At 45.5% G+C, this 24,447-nt stretch carries 25 protein-coding genes; 1 reads left to right on the top strand and 24 read right to left on the bottom strand.

Features of this window, described 5'->3' with window-relative positions:
- Positions 1-80: 80 nt before the first annotated feature.
- The 20 genes from hisIE to EDD69_RS10750 all read right to left on the bottom strand — a co-directional run bounded on the left by hisIE (position 81) and on the right by EDD69_RS10750 (position 17,970).
- On the bottom strand, positions 81-710 hold the full coding sequence (gene hisIE / locus EDD69_RS10845; protein ID WP_132948977.1) for a bifunctional phosphoribosyl-AMP cyclohydrolase/phosphoribosyl-ATP diphosphatase HisIE: 630 nt from the start codon (positions 708-710) through the stop codon (positions 81-83).
- A complete protein-coding gene (gene hisF, locus EDD69_RS10840; RefSeq protein WP_132948976.1) occupies positions 707-1,465 on the bottom strand; it encodes an imidazole glycerol phosphate synthase subunit HisF in 759 nt (252 codons plus the stop codon). The genes hisIE and hisF overlap by 4 nt, the downstream gene beginning before the upstream one ends.
- Positions 1,462-2,196, bottom strand: coding sequence for a 1-(5-phosphoribosyl)-5-[(5-phosphoribosylamino)methylideneamino]imidazole-4-carboxamide isomerase (gene hisA, locus EDD69_RS10835; RefSeq protein ID WP_132948975.1), 735 nt, complete (start codon positions 2,194-2,196; stop codon positions 1,462-1,464). Before hisA ends, hisF begins: the two co-directional genes overlap by 4 nt.
- Positions 2,196-2,831 carry an imidazole glycerol phosphate synthase subunit HisH gene (gene hisH / locus EDD69_RS10830; RefSeq protein WP_132948974.1) on the bottom strand — a complete coding sequence of 212 codons (636 nt, stop codon included), beginning with the start codon at positions 2,829-2,831 and terminating at the stop codon, positions 2,196-2,198. Before hisH ends, hisA begins: the two co-directional genes overlap by 1 nt.
- Positions 2,832-3,416, bottom strand: coding sequence for an imidazoleglycerol-phosphate dehydratase HisB (gene hisB, locus EDD69_RS10825; RefSeq protein WP_132948973.1), 585 nt, complete (start codon positions 3,414-3,416; stop codon positions 2,832-2,834).
- 15 nt (positions 3,417-3,431) lie between these two features.
- Positions 3,432-4,700, bottom strand: coding sequence for a histidinol dehydrogenase (gene hisD, locus EDD69_RS10820; RefSeq protein ID WP_132948972.1), 1,269 nt, complete (start codon positions 4,698-4,700; stop codon positions 3,432-3,434).
- The gene (gene hisG / locus EDD69_RS10815; RefSeq protein ID WP_132948971.1) at positions 4,690-5,331 is read right to left on the bottom strand and encodes an ATP phosphoribosyltransferase; all 642 of its coding nucleotides are present in this window, start codon (positions 5,329-5,331) and stop codon (positions 4,690-4,692) included. The genes hisD and hisG overlap by 11 nt, the downstream gene beginning before the upstream one ends.
- Positions 5,325-6,512, bottom strand: a complete 1,188-nt coding sequence (locus tag EDD69_RS10810; protein ID WP_132948970.1) for an ATP phosphoribosyltransferase regulatory subunit — start codon at positions 6,510-6,512, stop codon at positions 5,325-5,327. The genes hisG and EDD69_RS10810 overlap by 7 nt, the downstream gene beginning before the upstream one ends.
- Positions 6,513-6,677: 165 nt before the next feature.
- Positions 6,678-7,187 (bottom strand): acyltransferase, encoded by a 510-nt coding sequence (locus EDD69_RS10805; RefSeq protein WP_132948969.1) that lies wholly within the window; start codon positions 7,185-7,187, stop codon positions 6,678-6,680.
- Positions 7,184-7,831 (bottom strand): pyrophosphatase PpaX, encoded by a 648-nt coding sequence (gene ppaX / locus EDD69_RS10800; RefSeq protein WP_132948968.1) that lies wholly within the window; start codon positions 7,829-7,831, stop codon positions 7,184-7,186. The genes EDD69_RS10805 and ppaX overlap by 4 nt, the downstream gene beginning before the upstream one ends.
- Positions 7,821-8,765 (bottom strand): nucleoside recognition domain-containing protein, encoded by a 945-nt coding sequence (locus tag EDD69_RS10795; protein ID WP_132948967.1) that lies wholly within the window; start codon positions 8,763-8,765, stop codon positions 7,821-7,823. Before EDD69_RS10795 ends, ppaX begins: the two co-directional genes overlap by 11 nt.
- Before the next feature lie 18 nt (positions 8,766-8,783).
- Positions 8,784-9,596 (bottom strand): prolipoprotein diacylglyceryl transferase, encoded by an 813-nt coding sequence (gene lgt / locus EDD69_RS10790; RefSeq protein ID WP_132948966.1) that lies wholly within the window; start codon positions 9,594-9,596, stop codon positions 8,784-8,786.
- Between the two features lie 12 nt (positions 9,597-9,608).
- Positions 9,609-10,544, bottom strand: a complete 936-nt coding sequence (gene hprK, locus EDD69_RS10785; protein ID WP_132948965.1) for an HPr(Ser) kinase/phosphatase — start codon at positions 10,542-10,544, stop codon at positions 9,609-9,611.
- An 88-nt stretch (positions 10,545-10,632) separates the two neighbouring features.
- The gene (locus tag EDD69_RS10780) at positions 10,633-10,977 is read right to left on the bottom strand and encodes a phage holin family protein (RefSeq protein WP_132948964.1); all 345 of its coding nucleotides are present in this window, start codon (positions 10,975-10,977) and stop codon (positions 10,633-10,635) included.
- Positions 10,974-11,171 (bottom strand): PspC domain-containing protein, encoded by a 198-nt coding sequence (locus tag EDD69_RS10775; protein ID WP_132948963.1) that lies wholly within the window; start codon positions 11,169-11,171, stop codon positions 10,974-10,976. Before EDD69_RS10775 ends, EDD69_RS10780 begins: the two co-directional genes overlap by 4 nt.
- A 16-nt stretch (positions 11,172-11,187) precedes the next feature.
- A complete protein-coding gene (locus EDD69_RS10770; protein ID WP_132948962.1) occupies positions 11,188-11,502 on the bottom strand; it encodes a magnetosome magnetite crystal formation protein family in 315 nt (104 codons plus the stop codon).
- Between the two features lie 74 nt (positions 11,503-11,576).
- Positions 11,577-14,435: an excinuclease ABC subunit UvrA gene (gene uvrA / locus EDD69_RS10765; RefSeq protein ID WP_132948992.1), complete on the bottom strand. Its 2,859-nt coding sequence runs from the start codon at positions 14,433-14,435 to the stop codon at positions 11,577-11,579.
- Positions 14,436-14,447: 12 nt separating this feature from the next.
- Positions 14,448-16,427, bottom strand: coding sequence for an excinuclease ABC subunit UvrB (gene uvrB, locus EDD69_RS10760; RefSeq protein ID WP_132948961.1), 1,980 nt, complete (start codon positions 16,425-16,427; stop codon positions 14,448-14,450).
- Between the two features lie 115 nt (positions 16,428-16,542).
- Positions 16,543-16,764 carry a CsbA family protein gene (locus tag EDD69_RS10755; RefSeq protein ID WP_132948960.1) on the bottom strand — a complete coding sequence of 74 codons (222 nt, stop codon included), beginning with the start codon at positions 16,762-16,764 and terminating at the stop codon, positions 16,543-16,545.
- Positions 16,765-16,776: 12 nt separating this feature from the next.
- Positions 16,777-17,970 (bottom strand): PDZ domain-containing protein, encoded by a 1,194-nt coding sequence (locus EDD69_RS10750; RefSeq protein ID WP_207893278.1) that lies wholly within the window; start codon positions 17,968-17,970, stop codon positions 16,777-16,779.
- 180 nt (positions 17,971-18,150) lie between these two features.
- On the opposite strand from EDD69_RS10750, the gene EDD69_RS10745 reads away from it, so the two are divergent.
- A complete protein-coding gene (locus EDD69_RS10745) occupies positions 18,151-18,582 on the top strand; it encodes a MerR family transcriptional regulator (RefSeq protein ID WP_132948959.1) in 432 nt (143 codons plus the stop codon).
- 45 nt (positions 18,583-18,627) lie between these two features.
- Here the strand turns inward: EDD69_RS10745 and EDD69_RS10740 are convergent, their stop codons facing one another.
- The 4 genes from EDD69_RS10740 to EDD69_RS10725 all read right to left on the bottom strand — a co-directional run bounded on the left by EDD69_RS10740 (position 18,628) and on the right by EDD69_RS10725 (position 24,445).
- Complete coding sequence (locus EDD69_RS10740; RefSeq protein WP_132948958.1) at positions 18,628-20,073, bottom strand: S41 family peptidase; 1,446 nt, start codon at positions 20,071-20,073, stop codon at positions 18,628-18,630.
- Between the two features lie 494 nt (positions 20,074-20,567).
- Positions 20,568-22,100, bottom strand: a complete 1,533-nt coding sequence (gene ahpF / locus EDD69_RS10735) for an alkyl hydroperoxide reductase subunit F (RefSeq protein WP_132948957.1) — start codon at positions 22,098-22,100, stop codon at positions 20,568-20,570.
- A gap of 12 nt (positions 22,101-22,112) precedes the next feature.
- Positions 22,113-22,676 (bottom strand): alkyl hydroperoxide reductase subunit C, encoded by a 564-nt coding sequence (ahpC, locus tag EDD69_RS10730; protein ID WP_132948956.1) that lies wholly within the window; start codon positions 22,674-22,676, stop codon positions 22,113-22,115.
- Positions 22,677-23,176: 500 nt separating this feature from the next.
- Positions 23,177-24,445 carry a murein hydrolase activator EnvC family protein gene (locus EDD69_RS10725; protein WP_132948955.1) on the bottom strand — a complete coding sequence of 423 codons (1,269 nt, stop codon included), beginning with the start codon at positions 24,443-24,445 and terminating at the stop codon, positions 23,177-23,179.
- Positions 24,446-24,447: the final 2 nt, after the last annotated feature.

Raw genomic sequence — 24,447 nt, 5'->3', positions numbered from 1 at the left:
TCCATTTTGATTTCATTCACCGAAAGAAAGTATATCATATTTTCCCTTCGGCACAATATGGATGGGCGAAAAACATTTGCTTACGGACGAGCGTGGCGCTCGGAAAGAACGCGCATAATCGCATCGAGTGATACGTTTTGCTCTCGCAAAAGAACAAGCAAATGATAAAGCAAATCCGCTACTTCCCACTGCAGCTCTTCAGCTGACCGATTTTTCGCTGCGATGATCACTTCAGCCGCCTCTTCGCCCACTTTTTTTAATATTTTATCAATGCCTTTTTCAAATAAATAGGTCGTATACGAACCTTCAGGGCGTTCTGCTTCTCGTTTGGCAATGATCGTTTCAAGCACATTTAATATTTGAAAACGATCCGGTTGAGCGTGTACCTTTTCTCCTTCTAATAAATGATGAAAACAAGAATATTCGCCTGTATGACAAGCCGGTCCTTTTGGTTCAACGAGCACAAGGAGCGCATCTTGATCGCAATCGTAGCGAATTTCGACAATTTTTTGCACGTTTCCCGACGTTGCACCTTTATGCCATAACTGTTGGCGAGAGCGGCTATAAAACCATGTTTCTCCCGTTTCCAGCGATTTTTTTAACGATTGTTCATTCATATAGGCAAGCATTAATACTTCTTTACTTTGCGCATCTTGAACAATCGCTGGAATAAGCCCCTGTTCATTAAAACGGATGCGTTCCAACTTCATCGCACATTCACTCCTTGTTGGCGCAAATAGCTTTTCACTTCTTTCACGGACGTTTCTTTATAATGAAAAATGGACGCGGCTAATGCGGCATCGGCTTTTCCTTCTTGAAACACGGCAGCGAAATGCTCGGCACTCCCCGCTCCGCCTGATGCAATCACAGGGACATCAACCGCTTCGCTCACCGTTTTCGTTAACGCAAGATCAAATCCATTTTTCCCGCCATCGCAGTCCATGCTTGTTAGTAAAATTTCTCCTGCTCCTCTTTTAACGGCTTCTTTCGCCCATGCAACGACTTCCCATTCCGTTGGGCGCCGTCCGCCGTGCGTATAGACTCGCCACGACCGCATTGATTCGTCATATTTCGCATCAATGGCAACGACGATACATTGCGAACCAAAAAACTGCGCTCCTTCTGTAATCAACTCCGGACGTAAAACCGCAGCTGTATTGAGCGAAACTTTATCGGCACCCGCGCGCAAAATGGCCTTCATCTCTTCAAGAGAGCGGATTCCGCCGCCCACCGTAAACGGAATCGCCAACTGTGCCGCTACTTGTTCGACGACTTCAATCATCGTTTTTCGTCCTTCATAGGAAGCGGAAATATCTAAAAAGACAAGCTCATCCGCTCCTTCCTCGTCATAAAATTTCGCCAATTCAACTGGATCGCCTGCATCGCGCAGCTGAACAAATTGCACTCCTTTGACCACACGTCCGTCTTTCACATCTAAACAAGGAATGATCCGTTTTGTAATCATACGTTCACCGCCTCTAACGCCTGTGCAAGCGTAAATTGGTTCGTATAGAGCGCTTTGCCGACAATCGCACCGACAATTCCATCTTCCGCAAACTCTTGCAATATTTTTACATCAGCAAGCGAGCGCACCCCGCCTGATGCAATGACGTTTTTTCCTGTCACACGCGCCATTTCGACAGCCGCTTGTACATTCGGTCCCGACAGCATCCCATCGGTGGCAATATCCGTAAAAATAAACGTTTGGGCTCCCGCTTCGGCTAGTTCTTTCCCAAGTTCTGTCGCCTTTACATGCGATGTGTTCAGCCATCCTTCCGTAGCGACAAAACCGTTTTTCGCATCAATGCCAATCGCAATGTGCTCGCCATATTTTTTCAACATCTCTTTTACAAACGGCGGATTAGCGATGGCCGCACTTCCTAAAATGACCCGAGCCACTCCATTTTCCAAATAATAAACAATATCCTCTTCCGTGCGAATGCCGCCGCCAATTTGCACATTCACGTTCAGCTTTTTCGCTACTTCAAGCACGAAGCGATCATTGATGCGCTTTCCTTCTTTTGCGCCATCAAGGTCCACCATATGAATCCATACCGCCCCTTGTTCAACGAATAAACGCGCCATCTCAAATGGGGAGTCGCCATATACCGTTTCTTTCTGATAATCCCCTTGCAACAGGCGAACGCACTTGCCGCCGCGCATGTCAATCGCTGGATAAATCGTAAAAGCCGCCATCACTCATTCCCCCTTCCTTCGACGATCGACGCATAGTTTTGTAAAATGCGCATACCGATCGCTCCGCTTTTTTCTGGATGAAACTGCGTGCCAAACACGTTTCCTTTTCCAACGACAGCTGGAACATCCACATCGTATTCACTGCTTGCAAGAACAACATCCCGATCATTCGTTTGCACATAATAAGAATGAACGAAATAAACATGTCCCTGTTCGACGTTGTCAAGGAGCGGAGAAGAGCGATGAAAGGAAAGGCGATTCCAGCCCATATGCGGCACTTTATATTTTTCTCCGTTTGCGCTCACCCCTCGAAAACGAACAACGCGTCCGTTCAATAATCGCAATCCTTGCGTTAGCCCGTTTTCTTCGCTTTCTTCAAATAAAAGCTGCATGCCAAGGCAAATCCCTAATAGAGGCGTTCCTTCCGTTGCAGCGGTGCGAATAAATTCGGACAGACCGGTTTCATTTAAAATGCGCATCGCATCTTTGAAGGAACCAACCCCCGGCAAAATGAGACCTTTCGCTTTTTTCAATTGTCTAGGGTCATCGGAAATCAAATATTCATAGTTTAAACGTTCTAACGCTTTGCTGACGCTGTATAAATTCCCCATTCCATAATCGATAATGCCGATCATTTATAACATCCCTTTCGTTGACGGTACGCCTTTTATGCGCGGATCAATCATCGTCGCTTCGTCCAATGCCCGTCCTAATGCTTTAAACACCGCTTCAATCATATGGTGCGTATTTCGTCCGTAATGAACGATCACATGCAAGTTCATCCGCGCCTCTAATGCCAATTTCCATAAAAATTCATGCACCAGTTCCACATCAAACGTCCCAACTTTCTCGCTCGGAAACTCGCCGCGAAACTCAAAATGCGGGCGGTTGCTTAAATCAATGACGACTTGCGCCAGCGCATCATCCATCGGTACAAACGCATTTCCATAACGTTTAATTCCTTTTTTATCGCCAAGCGCTTCCCGTAGCGCCTGCCCTAAACAAATGCCGATATCTTCCGTCGTATGATGATCATCAATCTCGATATCCCCTTTGGCGTCAATGAACAAATCAAATTGGCCATGCTTGGCGAATAAATCAAGCATATGCGTTAAAAACGGGACGCCTGTTTCTAAATTCGTTTTTCCTTCCCCATCGATTGCAAATGTTAACTGAATATCTGTCTCATTCGTTGTTCGCTTCACGGTTCCGCTTCGCATCGTCCATCCCCTCTTTTACTTTTTCAACCGTTCTTCAATGGCGCGCGCATGCGCCTCCAGCCCTTCTAACCGAGCAAAGGCCGCAATAGATTCGCCATTTTTTTGCAGCGCCTCTTTACTGTAAAAAATGACGCTCGATTTTTTCACAAATTCATCGACGGTCAACCCCGATGAAAAACGAGCCGTTCCGTTTGTCGGCAAAACGTGATTGGCTCCCGCAAAATAGTCGCCCACGGGTTCCGAGCTGTATCTTCCTAAAAAGATCGCACCGGCATGACGAATTTTTCCTAACAGCTGCAGCGGATTGGCCGTCATCACTTCTAAATGTTCAGGCGCCAATTCATTCACGACTTCAATCGCTTCATCGAGCGTATCCGTGACATAAATCGCTCCATATTGCTCAAGCGCTTTCTCTGCAATGGCTCGGCGCGGCAACGTCGCCAGCTGCTGTTTTAACTCTTTTTCGACCGCATGCGCCAATTTCAGCGACGGAGTCACCAACACGCTCGACGCTCGTTCATCATGTTCGGCTTGCGATAGCAAATCAGCGGCAATTTCGTTTGGGCGTGCCGTTTCATCCGCCAACACGACAATTTCGCTCGGACCGGCAATCATATCGATTGCCACTTGGCCAAATACTTCCCGCTTCGCCAGAGCGACATAAATGTTTCCTGGGCCAAAAATTTTATCGACAGGCTGAATCGTTTCCGTTCCGTAAGCAAGCGCCGCGATGGCTTGCGCTCCGCCGACCTTATACATTTCCTCTACCCCAAGTTCACAAGCGGCAACAATGACAGAGGCAGGCAGCGTTCCGCGCTCATTTGGCGGCGAAACGATGACGATTCGCTTCACCCCCGCCACTTGCGCTGGAATGACATTCATTAAAACAGAAGAAGGATAAGCCGCCGTCCCGCCTGGTACGTACAAGCCGACCGCATCTAATGGAGTCACCTTCTGGCCGAGCATCGTTCCATCGTCGCGCGTCATAAACCAAGACGTTTGTGCTTGACGTTCATGATATTCGCGAATATTTCGAGCGGCTTTGCGAATGATTTCAATCATTTTTTCATCAACGATCCAATAAGCCTCTTCAATTTCTTCTTGCGACACGCAAAGCGAATCGAGGCGAACGCCATCGAATTGTTCCGTATACTTCCTAAGCGCAGCATCCCCGTTTTTTCGTACTTGTTCAATAATCTCTTTCACCGCTTTCCGCTGCTCTTCTGTTCCGCTTTCAATCGTTCTTCGCAACGACAACGTTCCTTGCACGCGCTCAATTTTCATCGCTTGTTCCCTTCCTTTCAATGACGTGCGATAATCGTTCGACCATTTCATCAATCGCTTTGTTTTTTAAGCGGTAGCTTACTGGATTGACGATAAAGCGCGACGTTACCTCAACGATCCGCTCCAGTTCAACCAACCCGTTTTCCTTTAACGTTCTTCCTGTTGAAACGATATCGACAATGCGTTCCGCCAAGCCGATGAGCGGCGCAAGCTCAACCGAGCCGTTTAGCTTAATAATTTCCACTTGTTCGCCTTGTTCACGGAAATAAGTCGACGCAATGTTTGGATATTTCGTGGCCACGCGCGGCGCAACATCATGAACTTGACTATTCGGCAAGCCAGCAACCGCTAAATAGCATTTGCTAATGTTTAAATCTAAAATTTCATACACGTCGCGCTCCTCTTCCAACATGACATCTTTGCCCGCAATTCCGACATCCGCCACACCATGCTCAACATACGTCGCAACATCCATCGGTTTGGCTAAAATAAAGCGCAGTTGCTCATCCGGAACATCAATCATCAGTTTTCGTGAATCTTCTAAATCAGCTGGAAGGTCATATCCAGCCTTTTTTAACAGCGCAATCGCTTCCGAGAAAATACGTCCTTTTGGCATGGCGACCGTCAACATGATGGTTCATCCTTTCCCGCTTTGCCTAATAAATAGTTCACTTCATCAAACATCGCTGTGTAACGATCCATATCTCGCACGCCCGCAATGTGCTGAAGCACAACGTGTTCTCCTTGTTCTCTCTTTTCTTTCGCTAGCGTAAACGCTTCTGAAAAACGTTCTTGGCTAAAGATGATGCACGTGCGCTTTTCTTCTCTTTTTCTCTCTGCAATTGCCTCCATTAATCGATCGAGGCGCACGCTAAACCCTGTCGCAGGAGAAGAGCGTTGAAACTTTTCGAGCAATTCATCATAACGCCCGCCGTTTCCTAACAGAAAACCAACCTTTTCGGCATATACTTCAAATAGCACGCCCGTGTAATAACTCATATGACTGATGAGGCTCAAATCGATTTTGATTTCCTCCGTCACCCCATACTTTTGCAAATTCGCCCACAATTGCTTTAATTCAGAAACCGCCTTGAATCCCGCTTCCGTTTGCGTCAATTCTTCCGCTCGATCAATCGCTTCTTCGCCGCCGCGCAATGTTAACAATTGCAAAAGACGATCTTGGTCAATCGAGGAAAGCGACAGCGATTTGACATGCTCGCGATAACCGACATAGTTTTTCTCATACAAGAAACGACGCAATGTTTGTACCCGCTTTTCGTTGCCAAGAATGTCGAAAAAGAGCGCATTGACATAGCCGATATGTCCAATCGCAACCGTAAATTGACACAATCCGACTTTTTTCAGCGCTGAAATCATTAAACTAATCACTTCCGCATCGGCGTTCATCGTCCCATCGCCAATGCATTCGACCCCCACTTGCTCGAATTCGGCAGGTCGGCCTCCTTCGCGTTGTTGAGCGCGAAAAACATTGGCTGCATACGCTAAACGAAGCGGACATCCTTCCGTATACAATTTTGACGCCGCCAGCCGCGCAATCGGAGCGGTCATATCAGGGCGCAATACGAGCGTATGCCCTTCGCGATCTAACAGCTTAAATAGTTGTTGATCTAAGATCGCTGACGCTGCACCGACCGTTTCGTAATATTCTAGCGTCGGTGTTTCAATGAACTCATATCCCCAACGCTCGATTTCATTCATCATGGTTTCTCGAAGAACTCTTTTCGCTTTATAGACATTGGGCAACGTATCTCGCATGCCAAGCGGTTTTTCAAACATAAATAGTCGCGCCATCTTCCTCCGTTCCTTTCGTCCATTCACTTTAATTCGCTAATATATTAGCATATTAGCAAAGTGAAGTTTGTTATTTGTAGTTTACTCCGCCTTTTTTATTTCGTCAACTAGGAAATGGTTCGTGAAGATAAACAAAAATTCCTTTTCCCATAAAAAAATCGCGCCCTAGCTTTCGCTAAGACGCGTTCGTTCTTCTTTCGTATAAATGACGCGCATCGGATTGCCGCCGACAAACGCTCCGGCAGGAACATCGCGGTGAACGAGCGTACCCGCGGACACGACCGCACCATCACCAATGATGACGCCCGGTAAAATGGTGGTGTTCGCTCCGATCATGACATCATTTCCAATGATCACTTCGCCGAGGCGATATTCCTCCACTAAGTACTCGTGCGCTAAAATCGTTGTATTATAACCGATAATCGTATTGGAGCCAATTTTAATTTTTTCAGGGAACAAAATATCCGGCATGACCATAAAGGCGAGTGCTGTTTTTTCGCCAATTTCCATCTTTAAAAACGTTCGATACAGCCAATTTTTGATCGAAAAAAATGGGGTATAGCGTCCAATTTGAATGACGATTACATTTTTCAACACTTTCCAAAACGAAACGGTTTTGTATAATTGCCAAAGTGAATTCGCGCCGCTCACCGCATATTTCGTCGTCCGTCTCAATCACGCGTCACCCCTAAAATTTCTAGCAAATCGCTCATCTTCTCAAGCATAAAATCCGGTTCATACTTCGCTAAATGCTCCCGGCCTTTAATCGTCCATGCAACTCCTGCTGTTTTCGTTCCTGCATTTTTCCCAGCTAAAATGTCGTGATGATTATCGCCGACCATGAGCGTTTCTTCCGGATTCGCTTTTAACTGTGCGAGCGCTTTTTGAATCGGTTCTGGATGCGGCTTCGCGTGCTCGACATCATCCAGCGTAATCACGCAATCAAAAAACGGAGCAAGCTTTGTTAAATTTAACCCCATCTCAACGGTATGACGAATTTTCGTTGTCACGATTCCGAGTTTAAATCCTTTTTCGCGCAATGTTTTAACCGTTTCATAGACCGTTTCATATTCTTTCACTAACGCATCATGATGCGCATGGTTAAACGCCCGATACGTTTCAATCATTTCATCGACTCGCTCTGGATCGATTGCGACAAACGTATCATATAAAGGCGGACCAATAAAATTGAGCACATCTTCACGCGTATATTGGTTTGGATAGTATTTGTTCAGCGTATGCAAAAACGACTCAATAATTAAATCGTTTGTATTGATTAATGTTCCGTCTAAATCAAATAACACGGTATTAATGTTCATACGTCGCTTCCTTTCTTTCACGATGTTCGAAATGATTCCAAATGATGCTGACGATGGTTGTTAACAAGATCGCCGTGACAAGGCGAATCACTAAAAGCGGCCAAACAGGAATGCCGAGCGGGACGAATAAAAGCGTATCTTCAACGACAGCGTGACAAGCGACCAGAAAAATAAACGCAAGCGTCAAATCTTTTTTTGCCACTCCATCTTCTTTCACCGCTTGAATCATGACGCCCGCTCCATACGCTAGCCCGAACAACAAACCGGCTGCCATCGTCAGCGATGTATTTTCCCGCATGCCTAACAGCTTGGTGAAAGGGGCCATCCAACGCGAAAACGTGTCGAGCCATTTTAACTCTTTTAAAAATTGAATGGCGATCATAAGCGGAATAATGATAAGCGCTAGTTGAAGGACCCCGTATGCCGCCTTTTCCACTCCCGCTAATATCATCTCTCCCCAAGTCTCCGGCGCATCCGCTGCTTGCGGAACAAATCCGTATTGCGCCAATTCTTGCCCTCCATCCCACACAAGATGGATGACAAAAGCAGAAAGCAACGCCAACCCAACGCGAACAGCCGCCGTCATCGCGACGCTTACACCGACTCGCGCGGCGACTGTTGACTCCACAAGCAAGTTATGGGAAAACGAAAGCATCACCGCTAGAATAAACACTTCTTTCACCGTTAAATCAAGTGTAAACATCGCACCGATGCCCGCATACAAATTAAGGAAATTGCCAAGCACTAACACGATCGCTGCTTCTCCCGGCAAGCCGATCCACTTCATAAGCGGCGCCGCTTTGGCAATCAACCAATGCAAAATCGGTGAGTATTGCAACAACGTTACAATGACCGTAATCGGAAAAATCACTTTGCCGAGCGTCCACGTCGTTTTTAAACCGACGCCCCATCCCCTTTTCAGCGTACCAATCACTTTTGTTCTCCCCTTTGTTTAATCTTTATAACGCTCGTTTGCCAATCCTCTCACTCTTCGAAACGTCCAAATGGCAATGGCACTAATAATGAGCACAATAGAAATGAATTGCGCCATTCTGAGCGTTTCCGTTAACATCAAGCTATCTGTTCGCAACCCTTCGATAAAAAACCGCCCGATTGAATACCAAATGACATAGCTTAAAAACAATTCTCCGCGGCGCAAATTCGCTTTCCGTAATAACAACAATAAAATGAAACCAACAATGTTCCAAAGCGATTCATACAAAAACGTCGGATGATAATATTGTCCATTTATGTACATTTGATTAATGATCCAATCAGGCAAATACAAACTTTCTAAAAAGGAACGCGTAACCGGACCGCCATGAGCCTCTTGATTCATAAAGTTTCCCCATCGGCCGATCGCCTGCCCTAAGATGATGCTTGGCGCGGCAATATCGACTAACTTCCAAAACGAAAGACCGCGTTTTCGAGCGAATACCACTGTTGTCACAATCGCGCCGATTAAACCGCCGTGAATGGCCAACCCGCCGTGCCAAATTTTTGGAATTTCACTGATATGTTGTGAATAGTAATCCCATTGAAAAAGGACATAATAGATGCGAGCACACAAAATCGCAATCGGCACCGCATATAAAACGAGATCAACGAACGTTTCTTTCGAAAGGCCAAGCCGCTCCGATTCTCGCGTCGCTAACCATAGACCGAGAAGGACACCTGTGCCAATGATGACACCGTACCAATAAATGGTGATCGGTCCAAGTTGTAAAAAAACGCGATCAAGCGGTTGAATGTTTAACAACGTCATCGAATCACCTCCTTATTCGTAGTCGTGTTCCGCATCTTCAATCGCATCTGCCAAACGAGCTGAAAATTCTTCCGCTGCATTCACACCCATTCGTTTGAGACGGAAATTCATGGCCGCTACTTCAATAATAACGGCTAAGTTTCGGCCCGGACGAACAGGAATCGTCAATTTCGGAACTTCCGTATCAATAATTTTGACCTTCTCCTCTTCTAAGCCGAGACGATCATACTGCTTGTTTGGATCCCACAACTCAAGATCGATGACGAGCGAAATACGCTTATGCGGGCGAACCGCTCCTGCTCCAAACAATGTCATGACATTAATGATGCCTAACCCGCGAATTTCTAATAGATGCTCGATTAACTCTGGAGCGCTGCCGATCAGTAAATCTTGGTCTTCTTGACGGATTTCGACGCAATCATCCGCAACGAGACGATGTCCGCGTTTCACAAGTTCAAGCGCTGTTTCGCTTTTTCCGACGCCGCTTTTTCCTGTAATTAACACCCCGACACCATATACATCAACAAGCACCCCATGAACAGCCGTCGTTGGCGCTAATTTACTTTCTAAGTAGTTCGTCAAACGGCTCGCTAAGCGCGTCGTCTTCATCGGTGAACGCATGACCGGGACGGACTTACGCTCCGACGCTTCAATTAACTCTTGCGGCACTTCTAACCCGCGCGAAATGATAATGGCCGGCGTAACATCCGTACAAAGCTTTTCCATTCGCAATCGCTTTTCAACAGGCGTTAACCGTTCAAAAAAGGAAAGCTCGGTCTTTCCGAGCAATTGTACGCGCTCGGCTGGATAATAAGTAAAATACCCTGCCATCTCAATGCCTGGGCGCGACAAGTCGCTCGTCGTAATCGGACGATGAATGCCTTCCGCTCCGCTGACTAACTCTAAATTGAACTTTTCAATCAAATCTTTTGTGCGCACTTTCGGCATGCAGAAACCCTCCTTTACTTTTTTCATTGTAGCACTTTTCCAACCGCATGTGAAAAAAGAAAAAACGTTCACGCCTATGCGGAACGTTTCATCGTTTGTCACGAATCGCTTCCATCATCATATGAAAAAGTGAAAGGGCTAAGGAAGCCAACAAGGCTGCACCAAATCCGTCAATATTAAATGAATTTCCCATGAGCCACTCGGTCATCAGGAGGGTCAACGCGTTGATGACAAACAAAAACAAGCCGAGCGTTAAGATCGTGACAGGAAGCGTCAACAAAACTAAAATCGGTTTTACAAATGTATTTAAGATCGATAACAAGATACTCGCAAAAATGGCAGCGCCAATACCGGACAAATAAATCGATTCAAAATAGCCGGCAAGCGCCAGCAACAGCACCGCATTGATGAGAATACGCGCCAACCATCTCATGGCTTCATTCCCTCATTTGGCATGACAAAAACCGCAATGAGATAAATAAGCGCCAGCGGCATAATACCGGTAAAAACAAGGAGCGCAATAAAAATGAGACGAATGATGGTTGAATCAACATTAAAGTAGGAAGCAATTCCGCCGAGCACGCCTGCTAATTTCCGATCATGATAAGGCCGAACTAATTTTTTCATCTTTTCCACTTCCATTCTATTCTTCTTGTAACACTTTAATTCCTTTTATAATGTTCCAAATGACAACGACGATATTCACAATGCCGCTAAGCGCGATGCCAGCAAAAAACCAAACCGGAACCGTATCAGCATTCCAAAATGCTGAGCCGATCGCCAAAACACCAAGAACTAAAACGGTTCCAAACGGAATCAAGTGAGAAAGAAGCGCCTTTTTTACATGTCCTTTGACGACTTCATCGTTTGTGACGAAATAAACGATAATCGGAAAAAGAAACGGCGCAAACAATACACTAAAGTAGCATAGCGACGATAATAGTTTATTTGAATTCATCTTCCACCTCTCCTTTCTACACTATACATACGGAGAACATTGGAAAAAGTTTCAACGTTGAAAAAAGCCGAGCGTTACACGCTCGGCACTTCGTATCGTTGTTTCATTCTCTCGCGATCGCGCGCTAAAATCGGTTTTAAATATTGTCCGGTGTACGACTGCTCCACTTCCGCCACTTCTTCTGGCGTACCAACCGCCACAATTTGACCGCCGCCATCTCCTCCTTCTGGTCCGAGGTCAATAATGTAGTCAGCCGTTTTAATGACATCCAAATTATGTTCAATCACAAGCACTGTATCCCCATTGTCGACAAGCCGCTGCAACACTTTTAACAGGCGCGAAATATCATCGACATGAAGACCTGTCGTCGGCTCGTCTAAAATGTAGAGCGTACGGCCGTTCGAGCGACGATGAAGTTCAGAAGCAAGTTTCACCCGCTGCGCTTCTCCGCCTGAAAGCGTCGTCGCTGGTTGGCCAAGTTGAATGTAGCCTAAGCCAACATCGTAAAGCGTCTGCAGCTTTCGCTTGATTCTCGGGATGTTTTCAAAAAACTTGAGCGCATCTTCGACCGTCATTTCAAGCACTTCGGCAATGTTTTTATCTTTATACTTCACTTCAAGCGTTTCGCGATTGTAACGTTTGCCGTGGCAAACTTCGCAAGGAACATATACATCCGGCAGGAAATGCATTTCAATTTTAATAATCCCATCGCCGCGGCAAGCTTCACAACGGCCGCCCTTGACGTTAAAGCTAAAGCGTCCCTTTTGATAGCCGCGCATTTTCGCCTCATTCGTCGCCGCAAATAAATCGCGAATATCGTCAAAAACGCCCGTATACGTTGCCGGGTTGGAACGAGGCGTTCGGCCGATCGGCGATTGGTCAATATCGATGACCTTATCCAAATACTCAATGCCGCGAATTTCTTTATGTTCCCCAGGCTTTGCCTTCGCATGATGGAGCTTTTGCGCCAATGCTTTATGCAAAATTTCATTGATGAGCGTACTTTTTCCTGAACCGGATACCCCCGTCACCACGACAAACGTTCCGAGCGGAATTTTCACCGAAACATTTTTTAAGTTGTTCTCGCGCGCCCCAACAATTTCAAGCCAGCGGCCATCTGGCTGACGACGCTCCACAGGGAGAGGAATGAATTTTTTTCCTGATAAATATTGTCCGGTCAGCGAGTTTGGATTGTTCATCACTTCTTTAGGCGTTCCAGCCGCGACCACTTGTCCGCCATGAACGCCCGCTCCCGGACCGATATCGATTAAATAATCCGCTGCGAGCATCGTGTCTTCATCATGTTCAACCACTAATAGCGTATTGCCAAGATCGCGCATGCTTTTTAATGTGGCGATGAGCCGATCGTTATCGCGCTGATGCAATCCAATCGATGGTTCGTCTAATACGTAAAGCACTCCTGTCAAACGCGAACCGATTTGCGTTGCTAAACGAATGCGCTGTGCTTCTCCACCGGAAAGCGTTCCTGCGGAGCGATTGAGCGTTAAATAGTCCAAGCCGACATTTTTCAAAAAGCCGAGGCGCTCTTTAATTTCACGCAAAATGAGATGAGCGATTTTTTGTTCTTTTTCCGACAACTCAAGCTGCTCGAAAAAGGCAAGCGCCTCTGTGACTGACATCGCCGTTACTTCGCCGATATGTTTTCCGCCGACAAGAACGGCTAAGCTTTCTTTTTTCAAGCGATTTCCTTTACACGTCGGACACGGCTGCTCCGCCATATATTTTTCCATTTGTTCGCGCACATAATCGGATGTCGTTTCGCGATAACGCCGTTCGACGTTGCGAACGACTCCTTCAAATTCCACATATGTTTCGCGCACATGACCAAAATCGTTTACGTAGCGGAAATAAATTTTTTCGCCATTGCTTCCATACAACAATATATTCAGTTGCTCTTTCGGCAGTTGTTTCACCGGCACATCCATATCAATGCCGTAATGTCGGCAAACCGCCTCCAAAAGCTGCGGATAATATTGCGAGCTTTGCGGCTCCCATGGCGCAAGCGCGTGCTCGCGAAGCGTCAAGTCCCAATTCGGAATGACTAAGTCAACATCGACTTCAAGCTTTGAACCGAGACCGTCGCATGCCGGACAAGCACCGTATGGGCTGTTAAATGAGAACAGGCGCGGTTCTAGTTCGCCGATCGAAAAACCGCAATGCGGGCATGCATGACGCTCACTAAACAGCAACTCTTCTTCGCCAATGACATCGACAAGCACTTTTCCATCCGCGAGCTTCAGCGCCGTTTCAAGCGAATCGGCAAGACGGGAGGCGATTCCCTCTTTCATCACGACGCGATCGACAACGACTTCAATCGAATGTTTTTTATTCTTCTCTAGCACAATTTCTTCCGATAGATCGCGCATCTCGCCATCAATGCGCACCCGAACGTACCCTTGCTTTTTAATGTCCTCCAATGTTTTCGCGTGCGTCCCTTTCCGACCTGATACAATCGGAGCTAAAATTTGCATCTTCGTCCGTTCCGGATATTGCATGAGGCGATCGACCATTTGTTCAATCGTTTGCGACGCAATTTCAATGCCATGCTCTGGACAAACAGGACGCCCGATGCGCGCAAACAATAAGCGCAAATAGTCATAAATTTCGGTAACCGTGCCGACCGTTGAACGCGGATTGCGGCTCGTCGTTTTTTGATCGATCGAAATCGCTGGAGATAACCCTTCGATTGCATCGACATCCGGTTTATCCATTTGCCCTAAAAACTGTCTTGCATATGCGGAGAGCGACTCCACATATCGCCGCTGTCCTTCCGCATAAATGGTATCAAACGCAAGCGACGATTTTCCCGAACCAGAAAGCCCTGTCAACACGACAAGCTGGTTGCGCGGAATCGTCACGTCAATATTTTTTAAATTATGGGCACGTGCTCCTTTCACAACAATATGCTCCATTGTCAACTGCCATCACCCTTCTGCTTTTAACTCTAAAATTAAATCGCGCAACTCTGCCGCTCGTTCGAAATGAAGCGCTTTTGCCGCTTCTTTCATTTCTTTCTCCAAATCGGCAATGAGCTGCAGACGTTCCTCTTTCGTTAAATGGCGATAATCTTTCTTTGCTTCATACGTTTCTGTTTCTTCTGCTGCATAGGTCGCCCGAATGACATCTGGAATTTCTTTTTTAATCGTTTTTGGCACGATGCCATGTTCGCGGTTGTACGCTTCTTGAATCGCCCGGCGCCGCTTCGTTTCTTGAATGGCGATTTCCATCGATTTGGTGATCGTATCAGCATACATAATGACATGACCGTTCGCATTTCGCGCCGCTCGGCCAATCGTCTGAATGAGCGAGCGTTCTGAGCGCAAAAATCCTTCTTTATCCGCATCCAAAATCGCCACAAGCGACACTTCTGGAATATCCAATCCTTCACGCAATAAGTTAATGCCAACGAGCACATCGTATTTGCCGAGGCGCAAATCGCGAATAATTTCCATTCGTTCAAGCGTTTTGATCTCAGAGTGCAAATAAGCCACTTTAATGCCAATGTCCTTCAAATAGTCCGTCAAATCTTCCGCCATTTTTTTCGTCAATGTTGTCACAAGCGTCCGCTCATCGCGGGCGATGCGCTCTTGAATCTCGCCGATTAAATCGTCAATTTGTCCTTCAATTGGACGCACATCAATCGTCGGATCGAGCAATCCCGTTGGACGAATAATTTGCTCGACGACCTCTGGGCAATGTTCAAGTTCATACGGGCCAGGCGTCGCTGAGACGTAAATAATTTGATTGACCTTTTGTTCAAACTCCTCAAAGGTAAGTGGACGGTTATCGAGCGCGGACGGCAAACGGAAACCATGCTCGACAAGCACTTCTTTGCGCGCGCGGTCGCCGTTATACATGCCGCGAATTTGCGGCAACGTCACATGCGACTCGTCGACGATAATTAAAAAGTCATCTGGGAAATAGTCAAGAAGCGTATACGGCGTAGAACCAGGCGGACGAAGCGTTAAATGGCGCGAATAGTTCTCAATTCCTGGACAAAATCCCATCTCTCTCATCATTTCAATATCGTAGCGCGTCCGTTGCTCAAGCCGCTGCGCTTCCAATAGCTTTCCTTGTTCACGCAACTCCTGCAATCGCTCTTCTAATTCTTTTTCAATATTGGCGATCGCAATCTTCATCTTGTCCTCGCGCGTCACGAAGTGCGATGCCGGGAAAATCGCTACATGTTCCCGTTCGGCAATCACTTGTCCCGTCAACGCATCCACTTCGCGAATGCGTTCAATTTCATCGCCAAAAAACTCAATGCGAATGCAATGCTCGTCTTTCGATGCCGGAAAAATTTCCACAACATCGCCGCGCACGCGAAACGTTCCGCGGCGAAAATCAATGTCATTGCGCTCATACTGCACATCGACTAAGCGGCGCAATAAATGATCGCGCTCCATTTCCATACCGACGCGCAATGACACGACAAGCTCACGATATTCATCTGGCGAACCTAAACCGTAAATGCATGAAACGCTCGCAACAATGATCACATCGCGGCGTTCAAACAACGCCGATGTCGCCGAATGGCGCAATTTATCAATTTCATCGTTCGTGCTCGCATCTTTTTCAATGTACGTATCCGTTTGCGGCACATACGCTTCCGGCTGGTAATAATCGTAGTAACTAACGAAATACTCAACCGCATTGTTCGGGAAAAATTTCTTAAATTCGCTATATAGCTGCCCCGCTAACGTTTTATTATGCGCGATGACTAGCGTCGGTTTGTTCACTTCTTTAATGACATTGGAAATCGTAAACGTTTTTCCCGTCCCCGTTGCACCGAGCAACGTTTGGTGCTTCACTCCGTTTCGAATGCCTTCGACAAGTTTGGCGATCGCTTTCGGCTGATCGCCTTGTGGCTGATAATCAGAAACCAACTCAAACCGATCTTTCACACAACAAGCCCCCAATTCTGAAAATCGTAATTTTATTTTACCACATCAAAAGCAAAAAAAGCGAAAAATACGAACAAACATTCTACAAAAAATACCTGCCCATCGGACAGGTACCTCACTTTTTCAGCCTTTCAACCATTCGCTTTGAATACAAAAAACCAACGATCAGCGATGCAATGTCAGCAACAATTTCATACAATTCATCTGTATATCCTTTTACGTAAGACGCGACAAGGAGCGCCACTGTTAAAAGCGTCCCAACGTAATGATTATACGTCACACGCGTAAATAAAATCACTAGTAAAGCTGGCACAATCAGTGCAAGAATAAACCACATGATAATCCCCTCTTATCCAACGTTTGCATCCATGTGCTCATTTGGCACGAACAACAAGCCAAGCTCATGATGCTCTCCTTCAAACCAAGCGGATTGCACGAAACGGACTTCGCCGGCTTCATTCAATACTTCAAGCTTACAAAAGGCGCGATTGCGCTGCAATGCTTCGTAAAATTCCGTCTCCGTTCGCACAGCGATTCCGTTCACTTTCGCAATGACTTCGCCGACTTGTAATGCCATTTTTTCCGCAGGTGTCGCCGGCAAAATTCCTAAAATGACCAACCCATCTTTTCGCTTTGTAAAATACGGAGTGCGTTGTTGTTCGTATAGACGAGCCGCCAACGAAATCCACTCTCGCCCAATGATCGCCAGCGCCGCAACAACAATGGCAAGCGGTTGAAACCAATAGCTGCCGACGGCTAAAAGCAAAAGCAAAACAGCCAACAGATAAACACGGCGTCCCGTCCATTTGGCTAAGGCCGCTGGATGCATCGTCTGCGTCCGCTGCGAAAAACCGAGCAAAAACGGAACGAGCATGAGCGAATACGTTTGCTCTCCAATCGAAAAAATCGGCCACCATGAAACAAATGAACGAATGCCTTCTCCCGGCACAAGCAGCAAAACCGGAACGAGCCACAGCTTTTGAGAGAGATGCTCGCCAATCACGAGCCCGCGCTTGCTGACGGTTAAACGCGGCGACGTTTTTTGGCCGCCATATTTTTCAATAAGGATCGCCTCGATCACTAAAAGAAAGCTCAACAGCAAAGCAACCGTCGTCACATTTGCCTCCGCTAATGTCGGAAACCAGCTAGCAAAAAGCGGCTTTGTCCATTCCGAACGAGCAAGAAAGCTTGTCCCAAAAATCGCCACACTTAACGTATAAGCCGGAGACAAGAAACGCGCCTGCAACGTCAAGCTTAACAAAACCGTGCTCCAAGCAATGAGAGCAATCACGTCCTTCGTGACGACCATTCCGGCACCGATCGCCACCAATGAAAGCAACATCCCTAACCAAATTCCTGATGAAAAAAGCGAACGTATATCCAGCCATCCATCATATACGCGAACATGGAAGTCTTTTCGTTCTCGCTTCACCCGCAATAATCCAAAAAGCCACGCTAAAAAAATAGCGTAGTACAAAAGCGGCTGCATGAAAAAGCGACCAAAACCTTTTATGAATTCCAAACCCCATGCTTCCACAAGCATCATCCTCACTCCAACATTCATCTACTGTCCATTGTAACAAATTTCAAGCCCGTTTTGTTTACAAATATTTACGAAAATCCACTTTCTTTGCCGAATGAACACTAGTTTTGTCAACGTGAGAGGAAAAAGACAACGGCTGTCTAAATGATTACATAACATTCAATGAGAGGGAGTGGGAGAATGGAATTAAAAACGAGCACGGTCGCCAAACGGCTTGGCGTTTCAGCCAAAACGATTCAACGATGGGTGAAAAAATACGACATTCCGTGTGAAAAAAATGAGGCAGGTCATTACGTATTTGATGAACAAGCGGTCACGAAACTGGAGAAAATTAAATTTTTAGGCGTTGACGAACAGGAAAACGAACAAGCCGAGCAAATCGAGAAAATTCACGGACGGCTGAATCAACTCGAGCAAAAAATTGATCAAAAAGCGGACGATGTCGTCTCGTTTCAGCTTTTGCAACACCGCAAAGAAATGGAAGAAATGCTAGAGCAGCTCCAACAACTTGAACAGCGCCTCGCCAACCTCGAACAACAAAAAACGGTCCACATCCCGAAAGAAGAACCGAAAAAAACGAAACGCCGCGGCATCATCAGCCTATTTATTTAGCGATTCTTCAAAAAGGGAGAAAGGGTTCAGATGATGCTGAACCCTTTACTTTTTGGCCGCAAGCTTGATCGCTTCTTTCAATTGTTCATCATACTTTTCGTCACGAACCGCTTCCATCACTTTCGTTTGTAAAACGGATGCCGTGTTTTGATTAATTTTTCCTGTGACAGGAAGACCGTTGGCTTTCTGGAATGCTTTTACCGCTTGTTCGGTTTCTTTGCTGAAATATCCATCTTCCCGTCCCGGATCAAAGCCAAGCCCTTTTAACATTTGCTGAGCGCTTTTAATTTGTTCATTGTTCATATCATACGCCAATGCTTGTTCGATTTGCAACGGATGAGCGTAGAAAAAGTCAGGCTGTTTCACTTCAACATCCGGCTTAATTCCTTTTTGGTGAATCCAGTTTCCGTTTGGCGTCAGCCACTTATAAAGCGTCAATTTAATATTGCTACCGTCTTCCATCGGCACCGCTTGCTGCACGGTTCCTTTTCCGAACGTTTTTTCGCCGACTAACGGATAACCGCCCGCTTCTTTTAACGCCGCCGCTAAAATTTCTGATGCGGACGCACTGCCATTATCAACAAGTACGACAATCGGATAATCTTTTTTCTTCGTCAAGGTAGAGAAATAACGCTGCTTATTGCCATCTCGTTCTTCAATTTGCACATACGGCTTATCTTTCGGGACAAGCTCTTTTAAGATTTCTTCCACGCTTTGCAAATAACCGCCCGGATTGCCGCGAACATCAAGCACAAGCCCTTCGATTCCTTGTTTCTCTAATTTCGCTAATTTTTCTTTAAAATCTTGCGCTGTTTTTTCCGCAAACGATGTAATTTCTAGGTAGCCGATTTTTTTCCCTTCATACGTTTTGACCGAATCATACACCGTTTCAATCGGAATTTCATCGCGGACAACATCAATTTTCAATACTCCGCTTACGCCAGGACGAATCACTTCCAATCGAACGGTTGTCCCTTTTTTCCCGCGAATTTTCAATACCGCTTCGTATAAGTCCAATCCTTCTAAACTTTCTCCATTCACTTTAATAATTTGGTCATTCGGGCGCAATCCTGCCTTTTCCGCTGGCGATCCTTTAAACGGAGCAACGATCGTCACTTTTCCATCGACCATGCTCACTTCCGCCCCGATTCCTTCAAATGAAGAATCAAGAGACTCATTAAACCGTGACGCTGTTTCTTGATCCATATACACCGAATACGGATCTTTTAACGTAGCGAGCATGCCTTGAATGGCACCTTCGATCAGCTGTTCGTCATCCACTTTCTCCACATATTTTTCTTTAATTAATTTATATGCTTGCTCAACTTTTTCAAGTTCTTCCTCAGACGATGTTCCGATTGCCGGCGATTGAATGCTAATCGTGCTCTCTTCTTTTGATGGATTCGCGAATAAATGCATTCCGGCATACGTTGCTCCTGAACCGATGAACATGGATAATGCCATTAATGCTGCTGTTGTTTTCTTGTTCATTTTCTGCCTCCTCACCCTCTTATACAGGAAAGGCATCACACCTCGTGCGATGCCTCTTCCGTTTCTATATATATGAACAGCTTGTACCGTTAATGACCGTTGGGAGATGTATTTATTTTACACCGAACCGCAAATTTTCTCAACAAATACGTAAAGCACGATGAGTCAAGAATTTGCGGAAGATTTTTCTAGAAATTCGATTTTTAGGTAGTATTTAGTTTATGAACCTCTCCCACCTACACGTTGTTTAGAGGTGGGAGACTTCTCGGTGAACATGTTAAATTCTGAGAAACAAGTTGTAGAGGCAGAATATTGCTATGGATAAGAATTAGCATGGGGATAATAACGCGCTTTAATGGCGGATTTTGTACTAAAAAGACAAACTCTAAAAAAATGAAAGCCGCTTTACGATCAGCGGTCTAGTAGTAAAGCGACTTTCGAAAGTTAGCATATAGTTGTAGAGCATCATGATATGAATTGTTATTCATGTTCCTTCATGAATTTCGAATTAGATAGTCAAATGCACCTAAGGCTGCTGTAGCACCCGACCCCATTGCAATAATAATCTGTTTATATGCGCTATCCGTACAATCACCTGCAGCAAACACTCCAGGGATGTTTGTAGCACCATGCTTATCTACGATAATTTCACCGAAGCGGTTGCGTTCAATCGTTCCAGCTAACCAATCGGTATTTGGCACAAGGCCGATCTGAATAAATACGCCCTGCAATTCAATGTGATGTTCTTCTCCTGTCTCACGATCAATGTAAGAAATGCCGTTCACTTTGTCATCTCCAGTAATTTCCTTAGTTTGAACGTTCTTTAGGACCGTTACATTAGGAAGGCTGTAAAGACGCTCCTGCAGGACAGCATCAGCTTTCAGCTCCGGCATAAACTCGAGAACCGTTACATGTTTTGCAATCCCCGCTAGATCAATGGCTGCCTCAATACCGGAATTTCCACCGCCAATAACTGCGACATGTTTTCCTTCAAACAATGGACCGTCACAATGAGGGCAGTATGCTACACCTTTGTTCTTGAACTCTGCCTCGCCTGGTACACCAAGATTGCGCCAGCGAGCACCTGTTGCAATAATAACCGTTTTGCTCTTTAAAACTGCACCGTTTTCAAGTTCAATTTCAATAAGGTCTTTCTTTTCTAAACGCTTCGCACGCTGCAAGTTCATAACATCAATATCATACTGTTTGACATGCTCCTCAAGACTTGCTACAAGCTTAGGACCTTCCGTATATTTCACGCTGATGAAGTTTTCAATGCCCAATGTATCCATGATCTGACCACCAAAACGTTCAGCAACAATGCCCGTGCGAATGCCTTTACGTGCCGCATAAATCGCTGCGCTTGCACCAGCTGGTCCGCCGCCGATCACAAGTACATCAAACGGTTCTTTTTCAGCAAAATCCGATGCATCCGGAGCATTTCCCATCTTAGCAAGAATTTCCTCAAGCGACATCCGTCCGCTACCAAACAATTCTCCATTTAAGAATACTGTCGGAACTGCCATGATGCCCTTGCTTTCTGCTTCATCCTTGAAGGCCGCACCATCAATCATCGTATGTGTAATGCCAGGGTTCAGTATACTCATCAAATTCAACGCTTGTACAACATCCGGGCAATTATGGCATGTCAAGCTAATGTAAGATTCGAAATGATATTCGCCTTTGATACTTTTAATTTGATCAATTATCTTCTGATCAACTTTTGGAGGTCTTCCGCTTACCTGAAGCAGAGCCAGCACTAATGAAGTAAACTCGTGCCCCAGAGGGACACCGGCGAACGTTACACCAGTGTCTTCGCCGATGCGATTAACGCTAAAGCTTGGCGTTCTCGGCAATTTCGTTTTCTCTACCTTAATTTTGGATGACATTGTGGTCAATTCATCCACTAGAGCCAGCATGTCGCGGGAAACGCTATCGGATCCCGCGCTGACTTTTAGAACTACATCATCCTCCATCAATTGCAGATATTGGGCTAATTGTGCTTTTATTTCTGCATCCAGTATCATGGCCGCCTCCCCTTAAATTTTGCCTACAAGATCAAGGCTTGGTTTAAGTGTCTCAGCACCTTCTTGCCATTTAGCTGGGCAAACTTCACCTGGATGGTTGCGAACATATTGTGCAGCCTTAATTTTGTTAATAAGAGTGCTTGCATCACGGCCAATACCGTCAGCATTAATTTCAACAGCTTGGATGACACCGTCTGGATCGATGATGAAAGTACCGCGTTGAGCAAGACCTGTTTCTTCATCTAGTACATCGAACATGCGAGATAGCTTTTGTGAAGGGTCGCCGATCATAATGTATTCGATTTTACTGATTGCTGGGGACGTATCGTGCCATGCTTTATGCGTGAAATGTGTATCTGTTGAAACAGAATACACTTCAACACCAAGTTCTTTTAAAGTTGCGTAATGATTTTGCAGGTCTTCAAGTTCAGTAGGGCATACGAATGTAAAATCTGCCGGATAGAAGCAAACTACACTCCATTTACCTTTAAAGTCTTGTTCCGTAACATCGATAAACTTACCGTTGTGGTACGCTTTTGCTTTGAATGGTTGTACTTGTTTTCCAATTAGAGACATAATGAATCATCCTCCTAAATATAGTTTTAGAATTATGAATAGCTTGCTCAAGATATACACAAAACTATTCATTAAATTATAATAATTATTATTCGATATCTATTATTATATAATATGTTTTATTTGTCAATAAATATGATTGAATTTTTTTGTTAACCATTCAGCCCCATGGTAAAACAGGCTGAATATTTTTCTTGCCGCCTATGGCAGAAAAGCAGTCTTCTATTCATGATGAGATATGTCGGAAACTCAACTTGAGTCTATATAGAAGGACTGCTACATATGCCTTTTTTCCGCCCTTCCCCTTTTTATCCTTTGGCCAGTATTGGCCAAGGGCGAATAGGGTTTTATGCTTTCATTTATGTTCCTTCAATTGATGACTCGGAATGAGTTTTCATAAAATTTTTGACGCTATCTAAAAAAAAATACACAACTTGCTTAAACTAAAGTCTAGACAAGTTGTGTATTTTTTACTGAATATTTAATTTTTATTCCGTTTTTTAAAACGGAATATACGCCATTGGGTTAACGGCATTGGATTTTGCGGCGTTCCATGGGCCGCGATGCAGTTCAAAGTGTAAGTGAGGACCAGTGGAGTAACCGGTGTTGCCCATGTAGCCAATGAGTTGTCCTTTGTTGACAAATTGACCTTCACCGACAAGCCGTGACTCTAAGTGAGCATAAACGGTTGTATACAATTGGCCATCAATGTAGTGCGTGATAAAAATAACGTTGCCGTAGCTTTCAGAATAATAGGAACGGAATACGTAACCATCCGCCGCCGCAACGACTGGAACATCGGAACCGCGTTTGCCGATGTCAATGCCGGCATGGAATTCTCCCCAGCGCGGGCCAAACGTGGATGTAATCGGTCCATTCGCAGGACGCATAAACGCTCCGCTTGTGACAGGCGGCAAGCCTGCAGAAGATACGCTTGCGGATGACCCGCGGCTAGAAGGCGCCTTTTTGCGTGCTGCTTCCTCTGCTTTTTTTCTGCGGATAAGCTCTTGTAATTGTGTTCTCATCGCCGCTTCTTGTTTTTCAAGCAATTCTTTTTCTTCTTGCAATGCTAACTTTTTCTCGTGCTCATGTTTTTCTTGTTCTTTCAACTGCGCCATTAAACGTTCTTTCGCCGCGATTTGTTCATTTAATGTCTGTTTGAGCTGCTCTAATTCTTTTAAGCTCTGTTCTAGTTTCGAAAGGTTATCATGAAGTTGTTTCTCTTTTTCTTCTTTTAATGCTTTATCCGCTTCTTGTTCTTTAATAATTTGTCGATCCGCTTCAAAAATGGTCGCAACCGCGCTCATGCGATCGATAAAATCACTAAAGCTTTGCGCTCCTAATAATACATCCAAATAGCTAACAACTCCACCGCTTTCTTGCAAGGAGCGCGCTCTCTCTTTCAACAATTCGTTACGGCGCTCAATGCGCGCTTTCAATTCGGCAATTTCGCGCTGTAACGTCGCAATCGCTTGTTTGGTTGCTTCAACATCTTGGCGCTTCATCCGAATTTTTCCGTTCGTTTCTTCAACCGCTAAATCTAAGCGCTTGATTTCAGCCGCTGCCTTCGCTTGCTCATTTTGCAAACGATTGATTTCTTGTTGCGCTTGATTCATTTCGCTTTGTACGGCCGATTGTTTTCTCTTTACGGCATGAATTTCACTTTGTTTTTGTTGAATGTCGCGGTTCGTCACCGCAAGAGCAGGCACAACAAAACTTGTCAGCGCAAGCGCCGCCGCTGCGGCAAGCGCAACATACTTCTTCTTCACGT

The sequence above is a fragment of the Thermolongibacillus altinsuensis genome (assembly GCF_004341205.1).
GTDB classification, from domain to species: Bacteria; Bacillota; Bacilli; order Bacillales; family Anoxybacillaceae; genus Thermolongibacillus; species Thermolongibacillus altinsuensis.
This window is presented reverse-complemented; position numbering and strand designations above follow the sequence as displayed.

Coding starts and splice junctions, on each gene's coding strand:
- hisIE (WP_132948977.1), bottom strand. CDS start 710: ATGAAGTTGGAACGCATCCGTTTTAATGAACAGGGGCTTATTCCAGCG.
- hisF (WP_132948976.1), bottom strand. CDS start 1,465: ATGATTACAAAACGGATCATTCCTTGTTTAGATGTGAAAGACGGACGT.
- hisA (WP_132948975.1), bottom strand. CDS start 2,196: ATGGCGGCTTTTACGATTTATCCAGCGATTGACATGCGCGGCGGCAAG.
- hisH (WP_132948974.1), bottom strand. CDS start 2,831: ATGATCGGCATTATCGATTATGGAATGGGGAATTTATACAGCGTCAGC.
- hisB (WP_132948973.1), bottom strand. CDS start 3,416: ATGCGAAGCGGAACCGTGAAGCGAACAACGAATGAGACAGATATTCAG.
- hisD (WP_132948972.1), bottom strand. CDS start 4,700: ATGAAAATTGAGCGCGTGCAAGGAACGTTGTCGTTGCGAAGAACGATT.
- hisG (WP_132948971.1), bottom strand. CDS start 5,331: ATGTTGACGGTCGCCATGCCAAAAGGACGTATTTTCTCGGAAGCGATT.
- EDD69_RS10810 (WP_132948970.1), bottom strand. CDS start 6,512: ATGGCGCGACTATTTATGTTTGAAAAACCGCTTGGCATGCGAGATACG.
- ppaX (WP_132948968.1), bottom strand. CDS start 7,831: ATGAACATTAATACCGTGTTATTTGATTTAGACGGAACATTAATCAAT.
- lgt (WP_132948966.1), bottom strand. CDS start 9,596: ATGACGTTGTTAAACATTCAACCGCTTGATCGCGTTTTTTTACAACTT.
- hprK (WP_132948965.1), bottom strand. CDS start 10,544: ATGCCGAAAGTGCGCACAAAAGATTTGATTGAAAAGTTCAATTTAGAG.
- EDD69_RS10780 (WP_132948964.1), bottom strand. CDS start 10,977: ATGAGATGGTTGGCGCGTATTCTCATCAATGCGGTGCTGTTGCTGGCG.
- EDD69_RS10775 (WP_132948963.1), bottom strand. CDS start 11,171: ATGAAAAAATTAGTTCGGCCTTATCATGATCGGAAATTAGCAGGCGTG.
- EDD69_RS10770 (WP_132948962.1), bottom strand. CDS start 11,502: ATGAATTCAAATAAACTATTATCGTCGCTATGCTACTTTAGTGTATTG.
- uvrA (WP_132948992.1), bottom strand. CDS start 14,435: ATGGAGCATATTGTTGTGAAAGGAGCACGTGCCCATAATTTAAAAAAT.
- EDD69_RS10755 (WP_132948960.1), bottom strand. CDS start 16,764: ATGTGGTTTATTCTTGCACTGATTGTGCCAGCTTTACTAGTGATTTTA.
- EDD69_RS10750 (WP_207893278.1), bottom strand. CDS start 17,970: ATGCTTGTGGAAGCATGGGGTTTGGAATTCATAAAAGGTTTTGGTCGC.
- EDD69_RS10745 (WP_132948959.1), top strand. CDS start 18,151: ATGGAATTAAAAACGAGCACGGTCGCCAAACGGCTTGGCGTTTCAGCC.
- EDD69_RS10740 (WP_132948958.1), bottom strand. CDS start 20,073: ATGAACAAGAAAACAACAGCAGCATTAATGGCATTATCCATGTTCATC.
- ahpF (WP_132948957.1), bottom strand. CDS start 22,100: ATGATACTGGATGCAGAAATAAAAGCACAATTAGCCCAATATCTGCAA.
- ahpC (WP_132948956.1), bottom strand. CDS start 22,676: ATGTCTCTAATTGGAAAACAAGTACAACCATTCAAAGCAAAAGCGTAC.